At 69.3% G+C, this 19,757-nt stretch carries 20 protein-coding genes and 1 riboswitch; of the genes, 11 read left to right on the top strand and 9 right to left on the bottom strand.

All coding sequences use genetic code 11. The annotated features are described in order from the left end of the window. Positions 1 to 359: 359 nt before the first annotated feature. The 3 genes from OG210_RS02150 to OG210_RS02140 form a co-directional block, all read right to left on the bottom strand. Positions 360 to 1,817 (bottom strand): catalase, encoded by a 1,458-nt coding sequence (locus OG210_RS02150; protein ID WP_328332963.1) that lies wholly within the window; start codon positions 1,815 to 1,817, stop codon positions 360 to 362. 199 nt (positions 1,818 to 2,016) lie between these two features. Continuing rightward, positions 2,017 to 2,907, bottom strand: a complete 891-nt coding sequence (locus OG210_RS02145; protein WP_328332965.1) for a 2-hydroxy-3-oxopropionate reductase — start codon at positions 2,905 to 2,907, stop codon at positions 2,017 to 2,019. Positions 2,908 to 2,942: 35 nt separating this feature from the next. After that, positions 2,943 to 3,764: a TIM barrel protein gene (locus OG210_RS02140; RefSeq protein ID WP_328332967.1), complete on the bottom strand. Its 822-nt coding sequence runs from the start codon at positions 3,762 to 3,764 to the stop codon at positions 2,943 to 2,945. Positions 3,765 to 3,889: 125 nt separating this feature from the next. Between OG210_RS02140 and OG210_RS02135 the strand changes: the two genes are divergently transcribed. The 7 genes from OG210_RS02135 to OG210_RS02105 all read left to right on the top strand — a co-directional run bounded on the left by OG210_RS02135 (position 3,890) and on the right by OG210_RS02105 (position 9,955). Continuing rightward, positions 3,890 to 4,150 carry a hypothetical protein gene (locus OG210_RS02135; protein ID WP_328332969.1) on the top strand — a complete coding sequence of 87 codons (261 nt, stop codon included), beginning with the start codon at positions 3,890 to 3,892 and terminating at the stop codon, positions 4,148 to 4,150. Continuing rightward, positions 4,147 to 4,524, top strand: a complete 378-nt coding sequence (locus OG210_RS02130) for a helix-turn-helix domain-containing protein (protein ID WP_328332971.1) — start codon at positions 4,147 to 4,149, stop codon at positions 4,522 to 4,524. Before OG210_RS02135 ends, OG210_RS02130 begins: the two co-directional genes overlap by 4 nt. Before the next feature lie 176 nt (positions 4,525 to 4,700). Then, complete coding sequence (gene uraD, locus OG210_RS02125; protein WP_328332973.1) at positions 4,701 to 5,270, top strand: 2-oxo-4-hydroxy-4-carboxy-5-ureidoimidazoline decarboxylase; 570 nt, start codon at positions 4,701 to 4,703, stop codon at positions 5,268 to 5,270. A 5-nt stretch (positions 5,271 to 5,275) separates the two neighbouring features. Continuing rightward, positions 5,276 to 5,665, top strand: a complete 390-nt coding sequence (gene uraH, locus OG210_RS02120) for a hydroxyisourate hydrolase (protein WP_327294414.1) — start codon at positions 5,276 to 5,278, stop codon at positions 5,663 to 5,665. 7 nt (positions 5,666 to 5,672) lie between these two features. Next, on the top strand, positions 5,673 to 6,596 hold the full coding sequence (gene pucL / locus OG210_RS02115; RefSeq protein WP_328332975.1) for a factor-independent urate hydroxylase: 924 nt from the start codon (positions 5,673 to 5,675) through the stop codon (positions 6,594 to 6,596). A 174-nt stretch (positions 6,597 to 6,770) separates the two neighbouring features. Continuing rightward, entirely contained in the window at positions 6,771 to 8,156 is a 1,386-nt protein-coding gene (locus tag OG210_RS02110; RefSeq protein ID WP_328332977.1) for an 8-oxoguanine deaminase, read from the top strand. Positions 8,157 to 8,440: 284 nt separating this feature from the next. After that, positions 8,441 to 9,955 (top strand): nucleobase:cation symporter-2 family protein, encoded by a 1,515-nt coding sequence (locus OG210_RS02105; protein WP_371534882.1) that lies wholly within the window; start codon positions 8,441 to 8,443, stop codon positions 9,953 to 9,955. Between the two features lie 143 nt (positions 9,956 to 10,098). Here the strand turns inward: OG210_RS02105 and OG210_RS02100 are convergent, their stop codons facing one another. Then, positions 10,099 to 10,863, bottom strand: a complete 765-nt coding sequence (locus tag OG210_RS02100; protein WP_371540140.1) for a chitosanase — start codon at positions 10,861 to 10,863, stop codon at positions 10,099 to 10,101. A gap of 405 nt (positions 10,864 to 11,268) precedes the next feature. Between OG210_RS02100 and OG210_RS02095 the strand changes: the two genes are divergently transcribed. Continuing rightward, the gene (locus OG210_RS02095; protein WP_328332980.1) at positions 11,269 to 11,952 is read left to right on the top strand and encodes an alpha/beta hydrolase; all 684 of its coding nucleotides are present in this window, start codon (positions 11,269 to 11,271) and stop codon (positions 11,950 to 11,952) included. Between the two features lie 120 nt (positions 11,953 to 12,072). Continuing rightward, a riboswitch (TPP riboswitch) is annotated at positions 12,073 to 12,167 on the top strand. Next, positions 12,160 to 13,578 (top strand): cytosine permease, encoded by a 1,419-nt coding sequence (locus OG210_RS02090; protein WP_371534881.1) that lies wholly within the window; start codon positions 12,160 to 12,162, stop codon positions 13,576 to 13,578. (Overlaps the previous riboswitch by 8 nt.) Before the next feature lie 15 nt (positions 13,579 to 13,593). Here the strand turns inward: OG210_RS02090 and OG210_RS02085 are convergent, their stop codons facing one another. From OG210_RS02085 to OG210_RS02075, 3 genes are all read right to left on the bottom strand, one after another. Continuing rightward, positions 13,594 to 14,214, bottom strand: a complete 621-nt coding sequence (locus OG210_RS02085; RefSeq protein WP_328332984.1) for a TIGR03086 family metal-binding protein — start codon at positions 14,212 to 14,214, stop codon at positions 13,594 to 13,596. Between the two features lie 271 nt (positions 14,215 to 14,485). Then, the gene (aceB, locus tag OG210_RS02080; RefSeq protein WP_328332986.1) at positions 14,486 to 16,108 is read right to left on the bottom strand and encodes a malate synthase A; all 1,623 of its coding nucleotides are present in this window, start codon (positions 16,106 to 16,108) and stop codon (positions 14,486 to 14,488) included. Positions 16,109 to 16,321: 213 nt separating this feature from the next. Next, positions 16,322 to 16,891, bottom strand: a complete 570-nt coding sequence (locus tag OG210_RS02075) for an NTP transferase domain-containing protein (RefSeq protein ID WP_371540139.1) — start codon at positions 16,889 to 16,891, stop codon at positions 16,322 to 16,324. Positions 16,892 to 17,155: 264 nt separating this feature from the next. Between OG210_RS02075 and OG210_RS02070 the strand changes: the two genes are divergently transcribed. Continuing rightward, a complete protein-coding gene (locus OG210_RS02070; RefSeq protein WP_328332988.1) occupies positions 17,156 to 17,464 on the top strand; it encodes a DUF5955 family protein in 309 nt (102 codons plus the stop codon). A gap of 13 nt (positions 17,465 to 17,477) precedes the next feature. Further along, positions 17,478 to 17,834, top strand: a complete 357-nt coding sequence (locus OG210_RS02065; protein WP_328332990.1) for a VOC family protein — start codon at positions 17,478 to 17,480, stop codon at positions 17,832 to 17,834. Here the strand turns inward: OG210_RS02065 and OG210_RS02060 are convergent. Both OG210_RS02060 and OG210_RS02055 read right to left on the bottom strand, forming a co-directional pair. Further along, a complete protein-coding gene (locus tag OG210_RS02060) occupies positions 17,803 to 18,447 on the bottom strand; it encodes a response regulator transcription factor (RefSeq protein ID WP_328332992.1) in 645 nt (214 codons plus the stop codon). The genes OG210_RS02065 and OG210_RS02060 overlap by 32 nt on opposite strands. Beyond that, a complete protein-coding gene (locus OG210_RS02055; RefSeq protein ID WP_371534880.1) occupies positions 18,444 to 19,649 on the bottom strand; it encodes a sensor histidine kinase in 1,206 nt (401 codons plus the stop codon). Before OG210_RS02055 ends, OG210_RS02060 begins: the two co-directional genes overlap by 4 nt. Positions 19,650 to 19,757 lie beyond the last annotated feature (108 nt).

The following is a 19,757-nucleotide window of genomic DNA, read 5'->3' as shown; positions in this document are numbered from 1 at the left end:
CGGCTCGTGCTGCTGGTGACCGCCCGACGGTACGAGACTGGGCGCGACAGGACATTCGTGCCGCCGGGCGGAGCTATTGGGGTGGTGCTGTTGGGGTGGTGCTCTGAACGGTGCGGCTGCGGGGAGGGTTTCCGCAGTGGGACAGCAGGGGACCGCGGCGGAGTGCGATCGGCCCTCCGGTCTCTCTCCTTCACATCAGGAGAGCGCCGGGGGAGCCTTGACCACCGCACTGGCATCGTCACTCCGCCGCGGTCCGCAGGCTTGTCCGGGCCGCCGGCCACCCCTCATCGGGACGGTGGCCCGGACTGCGCCGGCGACCTGACCTCCCGTCAAGTCACCTGCGCCGTCTTTTGGTTCGCTCAGTCCTCGCGCAGGGCGCGGACCGCTTCCTCGACGCGCTTGCCGTACTCCGTGTCGGCGGCGTGGAAGTGCGCGAGGTTCTTCTCGATGACCTCGTCGAGGGTGACCTGCGAGAGGCCGCCCGCGATGTTGGCGATCAGGCGCGACTTCTCGTCGTCGGACATCAGCCGGTAGAGCTCGCCCGCCTGGAAGAAGTCGTCGTCCTTCACGTGCTCGGCGGCGCCCTGCGCTCCGGTCCAGCCGGTCACGGCCAGCGGGGCGGCCAGGGGCGCGTCCGTCTGGGCCGGGCCCGCGTGGGAGTTGGGCTCGTAGTTCTTGTCGTGGCGCGAGCCGTAGCGGGTCGCCATGGAGCCGTCACGGCCGTAGTTGTCGGCGGTCGCGTTGCGCGGCGCGTTGACCGGCAGCTGCGTGTGGTTGATGCCCACGCGGTAGCGCTGCGCGTCGGCGTACGCGAAGAGACGGCCCTGGAGCATCTTGTCCGGCGAGGGACCGATGCCGGGGACGAAGTTGTTCGGCGAGAACGCCGCCTGCTCGACCTCGGCGAAGATGTTGTCCGGGTTCCGGTCCAGGACGAGACGGCCCACGCGCTGCAGCGGGTAGTCGCTGTGCGGCCACACTTTGGTGACGTCGAACGGGTTGAAGCGGTACTCGGCCGCCTCGGCCGCCGGCATGATCTGGACGTGCAGCGTCCAGGACGGGTTGACGCCCCGCTCGATCGCCTGGAGCAGGTCGGTCTGGTGGCTGTCGCCGTCCTTGCCCACCAGCTCCGATGCCTGGTCGGCGGAGAGGCTGCGGACACCCTGGTTCGTCTTGAAGTGGTACTTGACGAAGAAGGCCTCGCCCTGGGCGTTCGTCCACTGGTAGGTGTGCGAGCCGTAGCCGTTCATGTGCCGGTACGAGGCGGGGATGCCGCGGTCACCCATCAGCCAGGTCACCTGGTGGGTGGCCTCGGGGGAGTGCGCCCAGAAGTCCCAGACGTTGTTGGCTTCCTGCTTGCCCGTGAACGGGTCACGCTTCTGCGAGTGGATGAAGTCCGGGAACTTGATGGGGTCCTTGATGAAGAAGACCGGGGTGTTGTTCCCCACGAGGTCGTAGTTGCCCTCGTCGGTGTAGAACTTCAGCGCGAAGCCACGGGGGTCGCGTACGGCGTCGGAGCCGCCCAGCGAGTCGGCCACGGTGGAGAAGCGGATGAACGTCTCGGTGCGCTTGCCCACGCTGGAGAGAAAGTCGGCGCGGGTGAAGCCGGTGACGTCGTCGGTCACCTCGAAGTAGCCGTACGCACCGGAGCCGCGGGCGTGGACGACACGCTCCGGGATGCGCTCACGGTTGAACCGGGCGAGCTTCTCCAGCAGGTGCTGGTCCTGGATGAGGATCGGACCGCCGACGCCGGCGGTGGCAGAGTTCTGGTTGTCGGCGACCGGGGCGCCTGACTCGGTCGTAAGCACGCGCTTCGACATCGTGGACCTTCCGTACTGGGGCTGCTGACGGCTTGAGGAGCGTAAATACGCCGCGAACGCTACGTCAACAGTTTGTTGAAATTGAGGTGAGGAGACCGGACCGCGGCAGCGCCTGGGCGCGACAGGACAGGTGTCAGCGCTGCCGCGGACCGGAGTTCGGAAGGGGCCGGACGGTGCCCCGGAGGTGCGGCGGCGGGCGTCAGGCCTGCTGGCCGGAGAGCCGCTCGACCGAGCGCAGCAGGGCGGAGTGGTCGAGGCCGCCGTCACCCTGGGCGCGCAGCGAGGCGACCAGCTGGGCGACGACCGCGCCCACGGGAAGCGCGGCGCCGACGTTGCGGGCGGCGTCGGTGACGATGCCCATGTCCTTGTGGTGCAGGTCGATCCGGAAGCCGGGCTTGAAGTCGCGGTTCAGGAAGTTGTCCTTCTTGCGCGTCAGGACGGTCGAACCGGCCAGCCCGCCGTTCAGGACGTCGAGGGCCGCGCTGAGGTTCACACCGGACTTCTCCAGGAAGACCACGGCCTCGGCGCACGCCTGGATGTTGACGGCGACGATCAGCTGGTTGGCGGCCTTCACCGTCTGGCCCGAACCGTGCGGACCGCAGAGCACGATGGTCTTGCCCAGCGCGTCCAGGATCGGCTTGGCGGCGTCGAAGTCGGCCTGCTCGCCGCCGACCATGATGGAGAGTACGGCCTCGATGGCACCGGCTTCGCCGCCGGAGACCGGGGCGTCGAGGACGCGAAGGCCCTTCTCGCCGCCCGCCTTGCCCAGGTCGACCGAGGTCTGCGGGGTGATCGACGACATGTCGATCAGCAGCGCGCCCGCCTTGGCGTTCTCCAGGATGCCGTCAGGACCGTACGCGATGGCCTCGACGTGCGGCGATGCGGGCACCATGGTGATCACCACGTCGGCGTCGCGCACCGCTTCGGCGATCGAGGACACGGCGGTGCCGCCTGCGGCAGCCAGCCGGTCCAGCTTGTCCTGCTCCAGGGTGTAGCCGGTCACCGAGTAGCCGGCCTTGATCAGGTTCTCGGACATCGGGGAGCCCATGATGCCGAGGCCGATCCATGCGACCTTGGGGAGATTGCTCATGCGGGGGTCCTCTTTCAACACGCGGGTGGAGATGGTCAGTTGGGGAGCCAGCCGAAGGCGTCGGCACTCGGCCGGTCGCCCGGCTTGTACTCCAGGCCGACCCAGCCGTCGTAGCCGGCCTTGGTCAGCCGGTCGAGCAGGTCCTCCAGCGGCAGCGAACCCGTACCGGGTGCGCCGCGGCCGGGGTTGTCCGCGATCTGCACGTGGCCGGTCTGCGCGGCGTAGGTGTCGATGACCTCGTTGAGGTCCTCGCCGTTCATCGACAGGTGGTACAGGTCGAGCAGGAACTTCGCGTTCCCGAGCCCGGTCAGGGCGTTGACCTTGTTGACCACGTCGATCGCCGCCGGAGTGCTGACCAGCGGGCAGAGCGGCGACTCCGGCTTGTTGAGCGCCTCGATGAGCAGGATCGCGCCCACCCGGCCGGCGGCGCGGGCCGCTACCGTGAGGTTCTCCAGGGCCAGCTCGTCCTGGACCGCCGGGTCCACACCTTCGACACGGTTGCCGTAGAGCGCGTTGAGCGCCTTGCAGCCGACCGACGCGGCGAAGTCGGCCGCGATGTCGATGTTGGCGCGGAAACGGTCGGACTCCTGGCCGGGAACGGAGAGCGCGCCCCGGTCCGGGCCGGGGAGCCGGCCGGCGTAGAAGTTGAGACCCACCAGCTGGGTGCCGGCGTCGTCGAGTGCCTTTTTGAGGGCGTCGAGCTCGGCCTGCGGAGGGGTGGGGGTCTCGATCCAGGGCCACCACAGCTCGACCGCGCTGAAACCGGCCGCGGCGGCAGCCGCGGGACGCTCCAGAAGCGGGAGTTCCGTGAAGAGGATCGAGAGGTTCACATCGAAGCGCTGGTCCGTGTAGCCCATAAGGCGTTCGGCGCTCCTTCCGTATTGCGGAAGTTACTTTCTACTTGATGGAAGATTGCCTGTCGTCCTGCTGAGCTGTCAAGTGGGCCTGCCTTTTTTTGTCCCCCGCGCAGTAGGTTGTGCGCGTGCGATTGAGAGTGGAATTCACGACGGAGCCCTTTGATCTGGACGATGCGCCGCCCCATGCGGTGGTCGCCCGGGAGGTCATCCAGGCCGCCGAGCTGGACGCGGTGGATGTCGGACCGTTCGGCAACACCGCCGAGGGCGAGTCCGACGCGGTGCTGACCGCGGTGGACGCGCTGCTCCGCCGGGCGCTGGGCGCGGGCGCCACCCGGGTCTCCCTCCAGGTGAACGTGATCGGGCAGGACGGGGAGGACCAGAAGTGACCGAGCCGGGAGACCACCCACTCGTCGCGGCGGTGAAGCCGCTGGTCGACGCCATGGGGGCCGAGATCCTCGTACCGGACCAGGCGAGGGAGGACGACGTCGTGCTCGCCTGGGAGGGGGTGGACGTCCTGGCCGTGCGGCTGCCGCAGCTCTCGGACTCCCTCGACCACATCCTGGCGGCGCTGGAGCGACGGCACGGGGTGCCGCTCTCGGAGCTGGACCGTAAGACGAAACAGGCCGTGGTGCGGATACTGGAGGCGCGCGGCGCCTTCTCCGTACGTCATGGCGTGGAGACCGTCGCGGGCGCCCTCGGGGTCAGCCGCTTCACCGTCTACAACTACCTGAACCGGGAAAACGTCGCCAAGGGTGACTGAGCGCCGCCGTGGCGGCCGGGTGGGCCCCGCCGCGTCCGACAACCGCCGTCCGGGATGCCGGGCGGCGGTTTTTGTCTCACCAAGTTTTCAACAAAGTGTTGACGTGGTGTTTCCGAGGGCGTTAGCTATCCGCAGCCCGTCCAGCACAAGGCCCATACAAGGCCACGGAGGTCCCCGTGACTTCGAGTCCAGAGCGCTTGCCGGGGGAGAACCCCGGAACCCCCGAGGGTCTCGCCCGGTTCAACACCCTGCGGGACAGTGCGGCGCGAGCCGTGCTCCACGAGGTCTGCGCCAGTTCGGTCTGGGAGAGCAAAATCCTCGCCCAGCGCCCGTACGCCACAGCTGAAGCCCTCTTTCGCGCAAGTGACGCCGCCACGGCGGAGCTGACCGCGGAGGATCTGGCCGAGGCGATGGCTGGGCACCCGCCGATCGGGCGGCCGAAACCCGGAGACCCGACGTCCTCCCGTGAACAGCGGGGGATGGCCGGAGCCACCGAGGAGCTCAAGGCCGAGATGCTCGAACTGAACCTGGCCTACCAGGAGAAGTTCGGACATGTCTTTCTGATCTGCGCGACCGGTGCCACCGGCGAGCAGATGCGCGACGCGATGAAGGCCCGGTCCGGCAATACGCCCGAGCAGGAGTGCGCGATCGTGCGCACCGAACTGGGCAAGATCAACCGCATCCGGCTGAATCAGGTCGCAGCGGCCACCGCGGAGAACGCGGCGGCCGCGGAAGAAGGAGAGTGAAGGTCTTGAGCACGCAGACCACCGCTTCGGTGTCCACGCACATCCTGGACACCAGCGTGGGACGCCCCGCTGAAGGTGTCGCCATCTCGCTCGCCGCGCGCAGCGGCCACGGCGAGCAGTGGACGGCGCTGGGCGGATCCGCGACCGACGCCGACGGGCGCTGCAAGGACCTGCCGGCCCTGCCGGAAGGAACAACCCACGTACGCCTCGATTTCGAAACCGAGGCGTACTTCTCCAAGAAACAAGCCGAGGCACAGCAGGACGCCCCCCGCGTAAGGGACAGCGGCGCTTTCTTCCCGGAGGTGGCGATCACATTCGCCGTCGTCCCGGGTGAGCACTTCCACGTACCGCTGCTGCTCAACCCGTTCGGCTACTCCGTATACCGAGGGAGCTAGCACCGACATGCCCACGATTCTCGGCCAGAACCAGTACGGCAAAGCAGAGAACCGCGTAGTCAAGATCACGCGGGACGGCGACACCCACCACATCAAGGACCTGAACGTCTCGGTCGCCCTCTCCGGCGAGATGGACGAGGTCCACTACTCCGGCTCCAACGCCAACGTCCTGCCGACCGACACCACCAAGAACACGGTGTACGCGTTCGCCAAGGAGCACGGCATCGAGTCCGCCGAACAGTTCGGCATCCATCTGGCCCGGCACTTCGTGACCAGCCAGGAAGGGATCCACCGGGCCAGGATCCGGATCGAGGAGTACGCCTGGGAGCGCATCGCCACCTCCGACGCCAGCTCGCAGTTCATCGGGGCCGACGAGGTGCAGCACTCCTTCGTCCGCAAGGGCCAGGAACTGCGCACCGCCGAGATCACCTTCGACGGTGAGAAGTGGCAGGTCATCTCGGGTCTGAAGGACCTGAAGGTGATGAACTCCACCAACTCGGAGTTCTGGGGCTACGCCAAGGACAAGTACACGACGCTCAAGGAGGCGTACGACCGGATCCTCGCGACCGCGGTCTCCTCCCAGTGGCGTTACAACTGGTCCAGCGACGCGGACCGCATGCCCAACTGGAACAAGTCCTACGAGCAGAGCAAGAAGCACATGCTCCAGGCCTTCGCCGAGACGTACTCGCTCTCGCTGCAGCAGACCATGTACCAGATGGGTGCGCGGATCATCAACAGCCGCAGCGAGATCGACGAGATCCGCTTCTCGCTGCCGAACAGCCACCACTTCCTGGTGGACCTGGAGCCCTTCGGGCTCAAGAACGACAACGAGGTCTACTTCGCGGCCGACCGCCCGTACGGACTCATCGAGGCGACCATCCTGCGGGACGGCGCCGAGCCCCGTATCCCGGTCGACATGACCAACCTCTGAACCCGTGCCGGTACGCCGCCGCAGGCCGCCTCAGCCGGCGGCGGCGTACCGGACCCGGACCCGCCACACCACTTCACTTCACTACTTCGGCACCCGGAGCCACGCGGCTGCGGCACTCAAATCCTCCTGGGGTCCTGCCGTGCCCACATCGCCACTGCGAGAGAAGGTATCCCCATGGCAGCAACGGCAGCCGCGCGCACGGTCATTGAGAACGTAGCCATCGCGACAGTCGACGCCCACGACACCGAGTACGCATCGGGCCATGTCGTGGTCGCAGGGAACCGCATCGAATCCGTCGGCGCGGGCAAGGCCCCCGACGGACTCACCGGCGTCGTGCGCCGGATCGACGGCACCGGACACCTGGTGACCCCGGGTCTGGTCAACACCCACCACCACTTCTACCAGTGGATCACCCGGGGTGTGGCCACCGACCACAATCTCTTCAACTGGCTCGTCGCGCTCTACCCGACCTGGGCGCGCATCGACGAGCAGATGGTCCGCTCGGCCGCGCAGGGATCCCTCGCGATGATGGCCCGCGGTGGTGTCACCACCGCGATGGACCACCACTATGTCTTCCCGCAGGGCTCCGGCGACCTGTCGAGCGCCGTCATCGGCGCCGCCGCCGAGATGGGCGTACGGTTCACGCTGGCCCGCGGCTCCATGGACCGCAGCAAGAAGGACGGCGGGCTGCCCCCTGACTTCGCCGTCGAGACCCTCGAAGGCGCGCTCGCGGCCACCGAGGCGACGGTCGACCAGCACCACGACGCCTCGTTCGACTCGATGACCCAGGTCGCCGTCGCGCCCTGCTCGCCCTTCTCCGTCTCGACCGAACTGCTCAAGCAGGGGGCCGAGCTGGCGCGCCGCAAGGGCGTACGCCTGCACACCCACGGCAGCGAGACCGTGGAGGAGGAGCAGTTCTGCAAGGAGCTGTTCGGGATGGGCCCGACCGACTACTTCGAGTCGACCGGCTGGCTCGGTGACGACGTGTGGATGGCGCACTGCGTCCACATGAACGACTCCGACATCGCCGCCTTCGCGCGGACCGGGACCGGCGTCGCCCACTGCCCGTCCTCCAACGCCCGCCTGGCGGCCGGGATCGCCCGCGTCCCCGACATGCTCAGGGCCGGCGTGCCGGTCGGCCTCGGGGTCGACGGCACCGCGTCCAACGAGTCCGGCGAGCTGCACACCGAACTGCGCAACGCCCTGCTCATCAACCGCCTCGGCGCCCACCGCGAAGCGGCCCTCAACGCACGTCAGGCGCTGCGCCTCGGCACGTACGGCGGAGCCCAGGTCCTGGGCCGTGCCGCGGAGATCGGTTCGCTGGAACCGGGGAAGCTGGCCGACCTGGTGCTGTGGAAGATGGACACCCTCGCCCACGCGTCCATCGCCGACCCGGTGACCGCGCTCGTCTTCGGCGCCGCAGCCCCCGTCACGCTCTCCCTCGTCAACGGCAAGCCCGTCGTCGAGGACAACCACCTGACCACGGTGGACGAGGACGCCATCGCCCGCTCCACGCGGGACGAGGCCCGGCGCCTGGCGCAGATCGCCGCGCAGGCCTGACGTCCGACAAGCTCCGGCCGGGGAGGACGGTCCCCGGCCGGCGGCCGCGAACCCGAGCGGGGTTCACGGCAGCCGTGACCGGGGGGTGTGTGCCCAGAGTGCACACGCCCTCCGGGGCGGTGACGTACCCGGAAGCCCTCCCCGGAACTCCCGTGCCCCGCCCGGTACTTGACCGAGAAACACAGCAGTACCGCCCTTACCCCTCCCGCAGCCGCACCTGCATTCCGCACCACCTCCCTGACACCCACGTCACCGCCGACGTGTACCCGACCGGAGGAGCCGCCGTGGCCGCCGAGCCCAGGTTTCGCACTGATGCAGCAGTAACAGCCGCCGACACCGAATCACCCGGAGCCCCCGGAGCGACCTCCGAGGACCCCGGCACCATCTCAGCGGACAAGGGAAGGACCGCTGCGAAGCACCCGGTCGATGAAATCCTGCCGCCCTTCAAGATGTTCAGCAGCGGCCTTCAGCATGTGGCCGCGATGTACGCGGGAGTTGTCGCCCCGCCGATGATCGTGGGCCCCGCCGTGGGGCTCAGCGCCAAGGAGACCGCCTTCCTCGTCGGGGCGGCCCTGTTCACCGCGGGCATCGCCACCCTGTTCCAGACCCTCGGGTTCTGGCGGGTCGGTTCCCGGCTGCCGTTCGTCAACGGTGTCTCGTTCGGCGGAGTCAGCCCGATGATCGCCATCGGCAAGGGCCGTGGACACGACGGCATCGCCGTGATCTTCGGCGCGATCATCGTGGCGAGCGTGCTGGGGTTCATACTCGCCCCGTATTTCAGCAAGCTGCTCCGGTTCTTCCCGCCGGTCGTCACCGGCACCGTCATCACCCTCATCGGGGTGTCGCTGCTGCCGGTCGCCTTCGGCTGGTCGCAGGGGACCCAGGGGGCCGCGGACTACGGCTCGATGAAGAACATCGGCATGGCCGCGCTCACCCTGGTGATCGTCCTGGCCCTGCGGAAACTGCTCCGCGGTTTCCTCCAGCAGATCGCCATCCTGCTGGGTCTGGTGATCGGTACGGTCGCCGCCATACCGATGGGCATGACCAGCTTCGACGCGATGCGCAACGCCGACCCGGTCGGGTTCCCGACGCCCTTCCACTTCGGCGCCCCGCAGTTCGAGATCTCCGCGATCATCTCGATGTGCATCGTGATGCTCGTCTGTATGACCGAGTCGACCGCCGACATGCTGGCGCTCGGCAAGGTGGTGGGCCGGCCCGCCGACGAGCGGACCATCGAGGGCGGACTGCGCGCCGACACCGTCTCCAGCCTGATCAGCCCGTTCTTCAACAGCTTCATGGCGAGCGCCTTCGCACAGAACATCGGCCTGGTGGCGATGACCAAGGTGCGCAGCCGGTACGTCGTGGCGACCGGCGGCGGGATCCTGATCCTGCTCGGCCTCTGTCCGATGGCCGCGGCCGCGATCGCGCTCGTGCCGCTGCCGGTGCTGGGCGGTGCCGGGATCGTGCTCTTCGGCTCGGTCGCCGCGAGCGGTGTCCAGACCCTGGCGGGCGCGGCCATGGAGAAGGGCGAGAACGCCCTGATCGTCGCCACCTCGCTGGGTATCGGGCTGATCCCGATCGCGGCGCCGGACTTCTACCACTCGTTCCCGAAGAACGTGCTGGTGGTGCTCGACTCGGGCATCTCCACCGGGTGTGTGGTGGCCATCGTGCTCAACCTGGCCTTCAACCACCTGGGGCGCAGGAAGGGCGCCGGGTCCACGGAGGATGCCGACGGGCCGGCCGGCGAGGACAACGCGACGCACCAGGCCGTGGCCAAGGCGGCAGCCGCACTCCACTGACAGTGCTGTGACCGACAATGCTGTGACTGACCGTGGCATGACATACGGGGCGCGGACCGCACCACTGGTGCGGAACGCGCCCCGCAGGTGTGCGCGGACCGCAGGACCATCGGCGTCCGGTCCCTCCGGTACCCGCGGACCGGTCAGCTGATGCTGTACGGGTCCCCGTAGACCTTCCACTTGAGCGGCGTGTGCAGGTCGAGATTGCCGTTCTTCAGGAAGACGCGCTGTTCGGTGTCGACCCGGCTGGTGTCACTGTGGGCCTCCTCCTGCTGCATCGCCCACACGCGGGCGTCGAGGAAGGCGTTGAGATACGTGGTCTCGTTGCCTCCCTGGGCCGGGGTCTTGGCCTTGGCCAGCGCCCTCTTGCGGATGGAGCTGAAGCTGGTCTTGTCGTCGCCGTCACCGTGCATGACGATGGCGTCGTAGTACGCGAACTGGCCCAGGACCCCGATGCCGTCCGTCTTGCCCTGCTTGACCGCCGGGTTGAAGTAGACCCGGTCGCGCTCGTCGTTCTGCGCGGTCTGGAACTTGGTGTCCTTGGCCGCGGTTTTCCACGCGCTCTCGAAGGCCGAGCCGAGGCCCGAGTGCGAGTCGCTGCCGTTGACCTTCTCCAGGGCGGGGAGGTACTTGGCGAGCGGGTTGCCCGGCTCCCGGTCGGTGTACAGCTTCACCAGGTCCAGCATGTCGCCGGTGCCCGAGCAGAACCCGATGATGCCGGCGGTGTAGCCGCGACCGTCTCCTATGTCCTCGATGTACTTGTACTGGGCCTTCCAGTCCAGCGAGGAGTTCTCGGCACTGGAGACCAGCTGCATGGCGATCTCCTTCTTCGCCGGGTCGTCGAGTCCGGTCGCGGAGACGGCGCGGTGTGCGCTCTGCGCCGTGCCGTGCTGTGTGCTGTGCTGCATGCTGCGCAAACTCACGTGGTCCGCAGGGGCGTTGGCCGCGTACGCGGTGGCCGGTACGGCCACCAGGGCCAGCCCGAGCACGGTGCGCGTGATGATCCTCTTGCTGCGTCCAGCGGTGGTGCGGTGGGGGGCTTTCACCGGTCCTCCAAGGGGAGTTCGAGCGTCGGTGTTCTGTTAGGAAGCTTTCCTATCAGCTGCCCAAGAGGCCGTACACCCCCCGGGGAGAAAGGAGTTGAGCGAATTGGGCGCGCCCTCGATCATTCCCGATCGCTGACTCGCTGGGTTGAGTCGGGATGGCTGAGAGTTCTATGGCCTATTTTGCCCGAATGTGACTCCATGTCGCCGGGTGACACCCGTGCGCCACGGCGGCGGAGGTACCGGCCCGCGCGCGGTAGCGTCTGCGGTATGGACGATCACTCAGTAGTCGATGTCGGCGACGTACGGCTCGCGTACCGCACCTGGGGCGACCCCTTCGGCGCGCCGGTGGTGCTGCTGCACGGTCTCGGCGGCTCATCCGCGACCTGGGAGGAGACCGGCCGGGCACTCGGCAACGAGTGGCGGGTGTACGCCCTCGACCTGCGGGGACACGGGGAGAGCGACTGGCCGGACGAGTACTCGTTCGAGCTCATGCGCGACGACGTGCTGGGCTTCCTGGACGAACTGGAACTGGACCGGGTCGGTGTCGTCGGCCACTCCATGGGCGGCGTCGTCGCCTATCTGCTCGCCCAGGAGCACGCGGACCGGGTGGAACGGCTCGTCCTGGAGGAGGCCCCGCCCCCGTACCCCAGGGAGGCGGCCGAACCGGAGCGCCCCGAAGCGCCGGTCGACTACGACTGGAACGTGGTGCTCGCCATCAAGAACGAGCTCCGGGATCCTCCTCCCGAGTGGGCCGAGCGGCTCGGCGAGATCGTCGCCCCGACACTGATCGTGGCCGGCGGCCCCGACAGCTCCATGTCGCAGGAGCGGATTCCCGACATGGCGGCGGGGATCCCCGACTCCCGGACGATCACGATCCCGGTCGGCCACACCGTGCACGCCCTGGAGCCCGGACAGTTCTCGGCCGCGGTCAGCGACTTCTTCACCAGCTGAGCGGCCGGGCGCGGCTGTTCGGCCCGGTGACCACTGAGACCCGGCACCCGTCGGGGCCGCCCTCCGCAGCCACGCACCCTCTCCATGGACAGCGTGACGCTGCCCGTTAGTCTTGCAGTCGTACCGGACACGGGGTGCCCCGCCCAGGGGCTGAGATCACACCCGCCGAACCTGAACCAGTTAGTACTGGCGGAGGGATGTCGCTCAATGTCATTGCCACCTGCTCCCAGCAGCACGGCCACAGGCCCTCGGTCCGTCTTCGACGGCCGGATGCCCGCCGAGCCCGGCGACCTGCGGATCGAGGCCCGCGGGATCGCGCCGGTGCCCGGGCAGCACCGCTACGGCGGCCCCGGCCGGCTTTTCACCGTGTGGTTCGCCCCGAATCTCACCATGACCGGCGTGTTCACCGGAACCGTCGGTATCGCGCTCGGTCTGGACCTGCCCACCGCCCTGTTGGCCGTTGTGCTGGGCACCTTGATCGGCGCTGTTCCCACCGCGTACCTCGGAACCTGGGGCAGCCGCACCGGGGCAGGCCAGCTGCCGTTGGCCCGGCTCGCGTTCGGCCGGTCCGTCACGGTGCCCGGCCTGCTGCAATGGCTGTCGTCGGTGGCCTGGGACGCGCTCATCGGGCTGTTCGGCGGGGACGCGCTGGCCCGGCTCTGCGGCTGGCCGTTCTGGCTGGGTGTGCTGGTGATGATGGTGGGACAAGGGTCACTCGGAGTGCTGGGCTACGAAGCGATCCACCGGCTGCAGAAGCTGATGACCTTCGTGCTCGCCGCCGCTTTCGTCGCCCTGGCCTTCAGGCTCCCGGACAGCGTCCACCCCGCGGCCGCCGGCAGTGCCCACGGCGCCGACCGCGTCGGCGCGTTCGTACTGACCAGTACCATCGCCCTGAGTCTGGCGCTGTCGTGGGCTCCGTACGCCAGCGACTTCAGCCGCTACCTGCCGCAGGACACCTCCCGGCCGCGTATGTTCTGGTACACGCTCCTCGGCGTCAGCGTCTCCTTCGTGGCCGTCCAGGCACTCGGGTTGTGGGGGGCCACCGTCTTCACCGACCAGACCGCCCGGGGCGTCGACAGGCTGCTGGGCGGCGGCCTGCTCGGCGCGGTGGGGCTGCTGGCCGTGGCGCTGGCCGCTCTGTGCAGCAATGCCATGAACGACTACAGCGGCTCGCTGGCTCTGCAGACCATCGGTCTGCGCGTCCCGCGTCCGTTCGCGGCCGCTCTCGCCGCCGTACTCGGTTTCCCGCTGGTGCTGTGGATGCATGCCGCCGACACCGCCGCGCGCTTCCAGAACGTACTGCTCTTCGTCGGCTACTGGATCCCCGGCTTCGTCGCCGTCGTCGCTGTCGACTGGTTCGCACGGGCTCGCGCGGGCGAACCGGTCGATCCCACAGCGGAGAGCGTCCGCTCGCGGTCCGGCAGGCCCGCTCTGGTGGCATTCTGCGCGGCCTTCGCCGCAGCGGTTCCGTTCATGAACACGGGCCTCTACACAGGCCCGGTGGCTGCGGCACTGCACGGCGCCGACCTGGCCTACTACGCGGCCTTCCTCACCGCGCTCGCCGTCTACGCACCCCTCAGGCTGCGCCGCAGCAGGACCACCCTGCCGGACGCGAGCCCGGCCTGATCCGAACGGAAGACCCTAAGGCTTCCAGTCCGGGCTGCGCCCGCTGAGGCCGATCACCCGGTCCAGGAACGGCGCGTCCTGCGGCACCTCGACCGCCGGGCCGAAGGCAGGCTCGCGCGCCGGGCTGTCCGCCGGAGCGAGCAGTGCGTACGAGACGCCGAGGCTCGCCGGATCGGGTGCGTACCGCTGACCGGTCGCGCGGGCCAGGTCCCAGCCGTGCACGACCAGCTCGTTCAGTGCGATCCGTCCGGCGACCGTGGCGGGGAAGGTGAATCCGCCCGCCCTGGTGTCGCCCTCCCACGCGGCGGGGGAGTGCCAGGCCACGATCAGCTCCTCCAACTGCCGGGGCAGCGCCGTCCGCCAGTCCGCGGCGAGTTCGGGGCCGGCGCCGGTGCCCGGGGCCGTGTCGGTGTGCGGCCCGAATTCCTTCCCTGCCGCCGAGTGGAACGCCACCGTCAGTCCGGAGATGTGGGCGAGCAGGTCCCGGACCGCGAAGTCCGGGCAGGGTGTGGGATCACCCAGCTGTGCGTCGCTGACGGCGTCGGCGAGCTTCGCCATGTACCGCGCCGGGGGCTCCAGATCGGGCAGAGCGCTGTCGGGTTCCTTGGGTGCATCGGTGTGCGTATCCGTGTCCATACCCTTCAGACCGGACCCGTTACGAGAACTCATCGGTCGGCGGAGAATCCCTTGGACTCACCGGCATCCTGCCTGGTCGGGCGGGGGTGCGGGCGAGGGTGCGGGAGTTCTGGCGGGCGCCGGAAGGTGCCTGTCCCAGGGCCTGGCGCGGCGCCCGTCCCCGTGCACGCCCGGAAAACAGCTGGGGCTGCCCCGGAGCCGTACAGCTCCGGGGCAGCCCCAGCGATCAGCGGGCCGCGCGACCGGTGTCGCACAGCCGGCGGGTGGTGCCTCAGCTCCCCAGCTGCTCGTACGCGGGCAGGGTGAGGAAGTCCGCGTAGTCGGCGTCCAGGGACACCGTCAGCAGGAGGTCGTGCGCCTGCTGCCACTTGCCCGCTGCGAACGCCTCCTCGCCGATCTCCTTCTCGATCGCGGTCAGTTCGTCCGCCGCGATCTTCCGGGCCAGCTCGGCCGTCGCGTGTTCGCCGTTCTCGAAGACCACGTTCGCGTTGATCCACTGCCAGATCTGCGAGCGGGAGATCTCCGCCGTCGCGGCGTCCTCCATCAGATTGAAGATGGCCACCGCGCCCATGCCGCGCAGCCATGCCTCGATGTAGCGGATGCCGACCTGGACCGCGTTGACCAGGCCCTCGTACGTCGGCTTGGCGTCCAGGGAGTCGATCGCGATCAGGTCGCCCGGTGCCACCGCGACGTCCTCGCGCAGGCGCTGCTTCTGGTTCGGGTTCTCGCCGAGGACCGCGTCGAACGACTTCATGGCGATCGGCACCAGGTCCGGGTGGGCGACCCAGGAGCCGTCGAAGCCGTCGGCGGCCTCGCGGTCCTTGTCCGCCTTGACCTTCTCGAAGGCCACCTTGTTGACCTCGGCGTCGCGCCGGGAGGGGATGAAGGCGGCCATGCCGCCGATGGCGTGCGCGCCGCGCTTGTGGCAGGTGCGGACCAGGAGTTCGGTGTACGCGCGCATGAACGGCGCCGTCATCGTGACCAGATTGCGGTCCGGCAGGACGAACTTGGAGCCGCCGTCGCGGAAGTTCTTGACGATGGAGAACAGGTAGTCCCAGCGTCCCGCGTTCAGCCCGGACGCGTGGTCGCGCAGCTCGTAGAGGATCTCCTCCATCTCGTACGCCGCCGTGATCGTCTCGATCAGGACGGTCGCGCGGACGGTGCCCTGCGGGACGCCGACGTAGTCCTGCGCGAAGACGAAGATCTCGTTCCAGAGGCGCGCCTCCAGGTGGGACTCGGTCTTCGGGAGGTAGAAGTACGGGCCCTTGCCGAGCTCGATGAGGCGCTTGGCGTTGTGGAAGAAGTACAGGCCGAAGTCGACCAGCGCGCCGGGGACGGGACGGTCGTCCAGCACGAGGTGGCGCTCGTCGAGGTGCCAGCCGCGCGGGCGCATCACGACGGTCGCGAGCTCGGCGGCGGGCTTCAGCGCGTACGACTTGCCGGACTTCGGGTCCGTGAAGTCGATCCGGCGCTCATAGGCGTCGGTCAGATTGAGCTGGCCTGTGACAACGTTCTCCCAGGTCGGGGCGGACGCGTCCTCGAAATCTGCGAGCCAGACCCTGGCGCCCGAGTTCAGGGCGTTGATGGTCATCTTGCGGTCGGTCGGGCCGGTGATCTCGACGCGGCGGTCGTTGAGCGCGGCCGGGGCCGGCGCCACCTTCCAGCTGTCGTCGTTACGGATGCTCGCGGTCTCCGGGAGGAAATCGAGCGAGGACGTCCGGGCGATCTCGGCGCGGCGGTCGGCACGGCGGACGAGCAGCTCATCACGGCGGTGGGTGAACCGCCGGTGCAGCTCGGCCACGAAGGCCAGGGCCGCATCGGTGAGAACCTCGTCCTGCCGGGGCAGGGGCTCGGCATCGACGATGGCCAGCGGAGACGGCGCCGGTGCGGACATGAGCTGTCACTCCTTCAGCGGGCGGTACTTGACGGCCGCGGGACTCTCATGGTGGCACGGAGTGCCACGGGGTCGCGATACGGCCGCAGGCGCTCTGCGGGGCACAGAGCGCTTCTGACGTGTGGATACTAGTTTCCTCATGGTGGAAGTTCAACGTATGTTGACATCGAGATTCTCCGGATCGACAGAATTCGTCGCAGAGTGCCAGGTCGGTCACTCCAAGTGGAACAGGTCTTCGACGGTGTCGATGTCGTACTCCTCGGCGATGTCGGAGCACTCCACCAGGGTGATGGCCGCCTGGTGGGCCTTGAGGTAGCTGCGGGCCCCGCGGTCCCCGACCGCGGTCGCCGCGATGTCCGCCCAGCGGTCGGCGCCGAAGAGGACCGGGTGGCCGCGCTTCCCCTCGTACGAGGCGGCCACCAGGCTGGTCGCGGAGCCGCCCGCCTCGCGTACCCGGGCCACCGCCGCCGCCCCGATTCCCGGCTGGTCCACCAGCAGGACGAGGGCGGCGTCCGCGCCCGACCCGGCGAGTGACGCGAGTCCGGCGCGCAGCGACGACCCCATGCCCTCCTCCCACCCGGGGTTGTCGGCCAGCACGCAGCCGGACAGTTCGGCCCGCTTCCGTACGTCGTCCGCGGCGGCACCCAGTACGACATGGACCGGACCGCAGCCCCCCTCGCGCAGGACCCGGACCGCGTGCTCGACCAGCGGCCGGCCGCGGTGCTCGAGCAGGGCCTTGGGGCGTCCGCCGAGCCGCCGGCCGCCGCCCGCCGCGAGCAGCAGTCCCGCGACCACCGGTCCGGCCGGCCGGTCAGGTCCCGGCCGGAAGGCATCCGTGTCCGTGTTGTTCACTTCGGTTCCGCCTTCGTATCGCATCAGGACTGGATACTTCATGGACACCACCTCGTCCGGCTGAATTCCCGCTGTGGAGTGGCGAGAACGACGAGTGGTGGCGTTAACTGACTCGTGACCCGCGGTGTCCGACCAGCGCCACACGGTCGATCAACCGTAGGGAATGACCGGCACAGAGTGGTGCGAGGGGGAACTTTGTTGCGAAGTGCGGGGCAGAAACGCGTAACGGGCATCGGTGAGGACCCGAGAGTGTCGGAGCTCAGCGCCTCCGTCTCCCGGCTCCGCTGTGAACTGGCCGCTCACCCGGCCCAGTTCCCGGACCGTGCCATCGCCGAGGACGAACTGGCGGCTCTGGAGGAGATGGCCCGGAGCGGAGTGCCGGAAATCCTGCGGCTGCGTCGCTCGTTGCTGCTGGTCGCGGGGGCGATCGGCTCGGTCAGCGCACTCGCGGTGTCGCTCTCCGAGGTGCGGAACGCGGTGGAGCTGTTCGGATCGGGCTCATGATGGCGGCCTGCTGATGTCCGTCCGCAGGGTGGTGCCGGACATCACGACGCACGCCATGGCGGAGAGCCGGGACTTCTACGGTCTGCTCGGGCTCGGCGAGGTCATGAACCAGGGCTGGGTCATGACGCTCGCCTCGTCCGTCAACCCCACCGCACAGATCACCCTCACCACGCACGACGCGAGCGCCGCCGTGCAGCCCGACCTCTCCGTCGAGGTGGGGGACGTGGACGCGGTGTACGCGGCGGTGCTGGCCGCGGGGGCGGAGATCGTGCACCCGCTGCGGGACGAGGAGTGGGGCGTACGGCGGTTCTTCGTACGGGATCCGAACGGCAAGGTGGTCAATGTGCTGAGCCACCGGCACGGCGGATGAGCCGCCGCGCCGATGCAACGGCCACCGCCGAAGTACGGGAGTCCACACCCAGCTTGGCGTAGATGTGCACCAGATGGGACTTCACCGTCGCCTGGCTGAGGAACAGCGCCTTGCTGATCTGCTGGTTCGACAGACCGTCCCCGACCAGCTGCAGCACCTCCAGCTCCCGGCGGGTGAGCGACTCACCCGGTGCGCGCATCCGGTCCATCAGCCGGTGCGCGACGGCGGGCGCCAGCGCCGAGCGGCCCGCCGCCGCGGTCCGCACAGCGGCGGCCAGCTCCTCGGGCGGCGCGTCCTTCAGCAGATAGCCGCTCGCACCGGCCTCGACGGCGGCCAGGATGTCCGCGTCCGTGTCGTACGTCGTCAGCACCAGGACCCGGGGCGCCCCCTCGACGGCGGCGATGGCGGCCGTGGCCTCCGCGCCGTGCATGCCCGCGCCGAACTGGAGATCCATCAGGACGACGTCGAACTCTCCCGAAGCGGCCAGCTCCACGGCCTGTTCGGCGGTCGCCGCCTCCCCGGCCACCCGGAAACCCGGCTCGGTGTCGAGGACGGCGCGCAGCCCGGCCCGTACCACCGGATGGTCGTCGGCGAGCAGCAGCCGGATCGTCATGGGGACGCACCTCCGGATACGGGGACCTCTTCGGATTCGGGCAGCGGCAGCGTGACCGCGACGGCCGTCCCCTGACCCGGTGTGGACTCGACGGCGAAGGTGCCGCCCAGTGACTCGACGCGTGAACGCATGGCGGGCAGCCCGAAACCCCCGTCACCGGACGCGGCACCCGCGAGCAGCGGATCGAAGCCGGAACCGTCGTCGACGACGTCCAGGGCGACCGCGGTCTCCATGAAGCTCAGGGTGATCTCGGCGCGGGACGCCCCGGCGTGCTGGACGGTGTTGGCGAGCGCCGACTGCGCGATCCGCAGCAGCGCCACCTCGTACGGCGTGGGCAGCGCGACCGGCGTACCGCTGGTGGAGAAGCGGACGCGCGGCCCGGGGCCGCCCGTGCAGAGACGGTCGAGCGCGGCCGCCAGCGAACCGTGCTCCAGCGCGGGCGGCGACAGCGCCCGTACGAAGCGGCGGGCCTCGGCCAGGTTGTCCTGCGCGGCCTGCCTGGCCTGTTCGATGTGGGCGGCGGCCGGCGCGTCGGCGGGCAGGGTGCGCCCGGCGGCCCGCAGCAGCAGCTGGATGGAGGAGAGCCCCTGGGCGAGGGTGTCGTGGATCTCGCGGGCGAGCCGCTCGCGCTCGGCGAGCGTGCCCGCGGTCCGTTCGGCTGCGGCGAGTTCGGCCCGGGTCGAGATCAGCTCCTCGATCAGCCGGCGGCGGCTCTCGCTCTCGCGGTAGAGCACCTGGTAGCCGAGGACGGTGGCCACGGCGACCGCCGCCCCGAGGAGCGGGCCGATGAACGCACCCGGATTCAGCGCCGCCCCATGCCCCACGTACGCGGCGATGGCCGCGCCCGCCGTGACGACGACCAGCGGCACCGACCAGCGCACCGGCAGGAGATGCAGCTGGAGGAAGTACAGCGGGAACGCCACCCACAGCCCGTCAGGGGAGAGCACGAGCAGCCCCAGCCACGCGAGTCCCAGCACGCCGAGCCAGACGGCGGCGGACCGGCGCGAGGTGCGTACCGAAGGCCAGACCGCGCCCGCCCCATACACCGCGCCCAGCACCGCGGCCGCCGCCACCACCGCGGGCGCGTTCGCCGTGTGACCGGCGAGCGCCCGTACCGCGGCCAGCACCAGCAGCCCCGCCATCAGCAGATGGAGGCAGAGCCGCAGGACGAGCAGCGCGGGGGTCAGTGCACGGGGATCCATGATCCTCCCAGCGTAGGCGGATCGTCCCGGAACGCCCTCAATCGAAAGTTTGATTGCCGGCTCCGTCTTTTGATCCGCCCGGAGCCATCCGTGGCGCGATGCCCAAGC

The sequence above is a fragment of the Streptomyces sp. NBC_00466 genome (assembly GCF_041433995.1).
GTDB lineage: Bacteria > Actinomycetota > Actinomycetes > Streptomycetales > Streptomycetaceae > Streptomyces.
The sequence above is the reverse complement of the archived record's forward strand: the minus strand, read 5'-3'. Positions and strand labels throughout refer to the sequence as shown.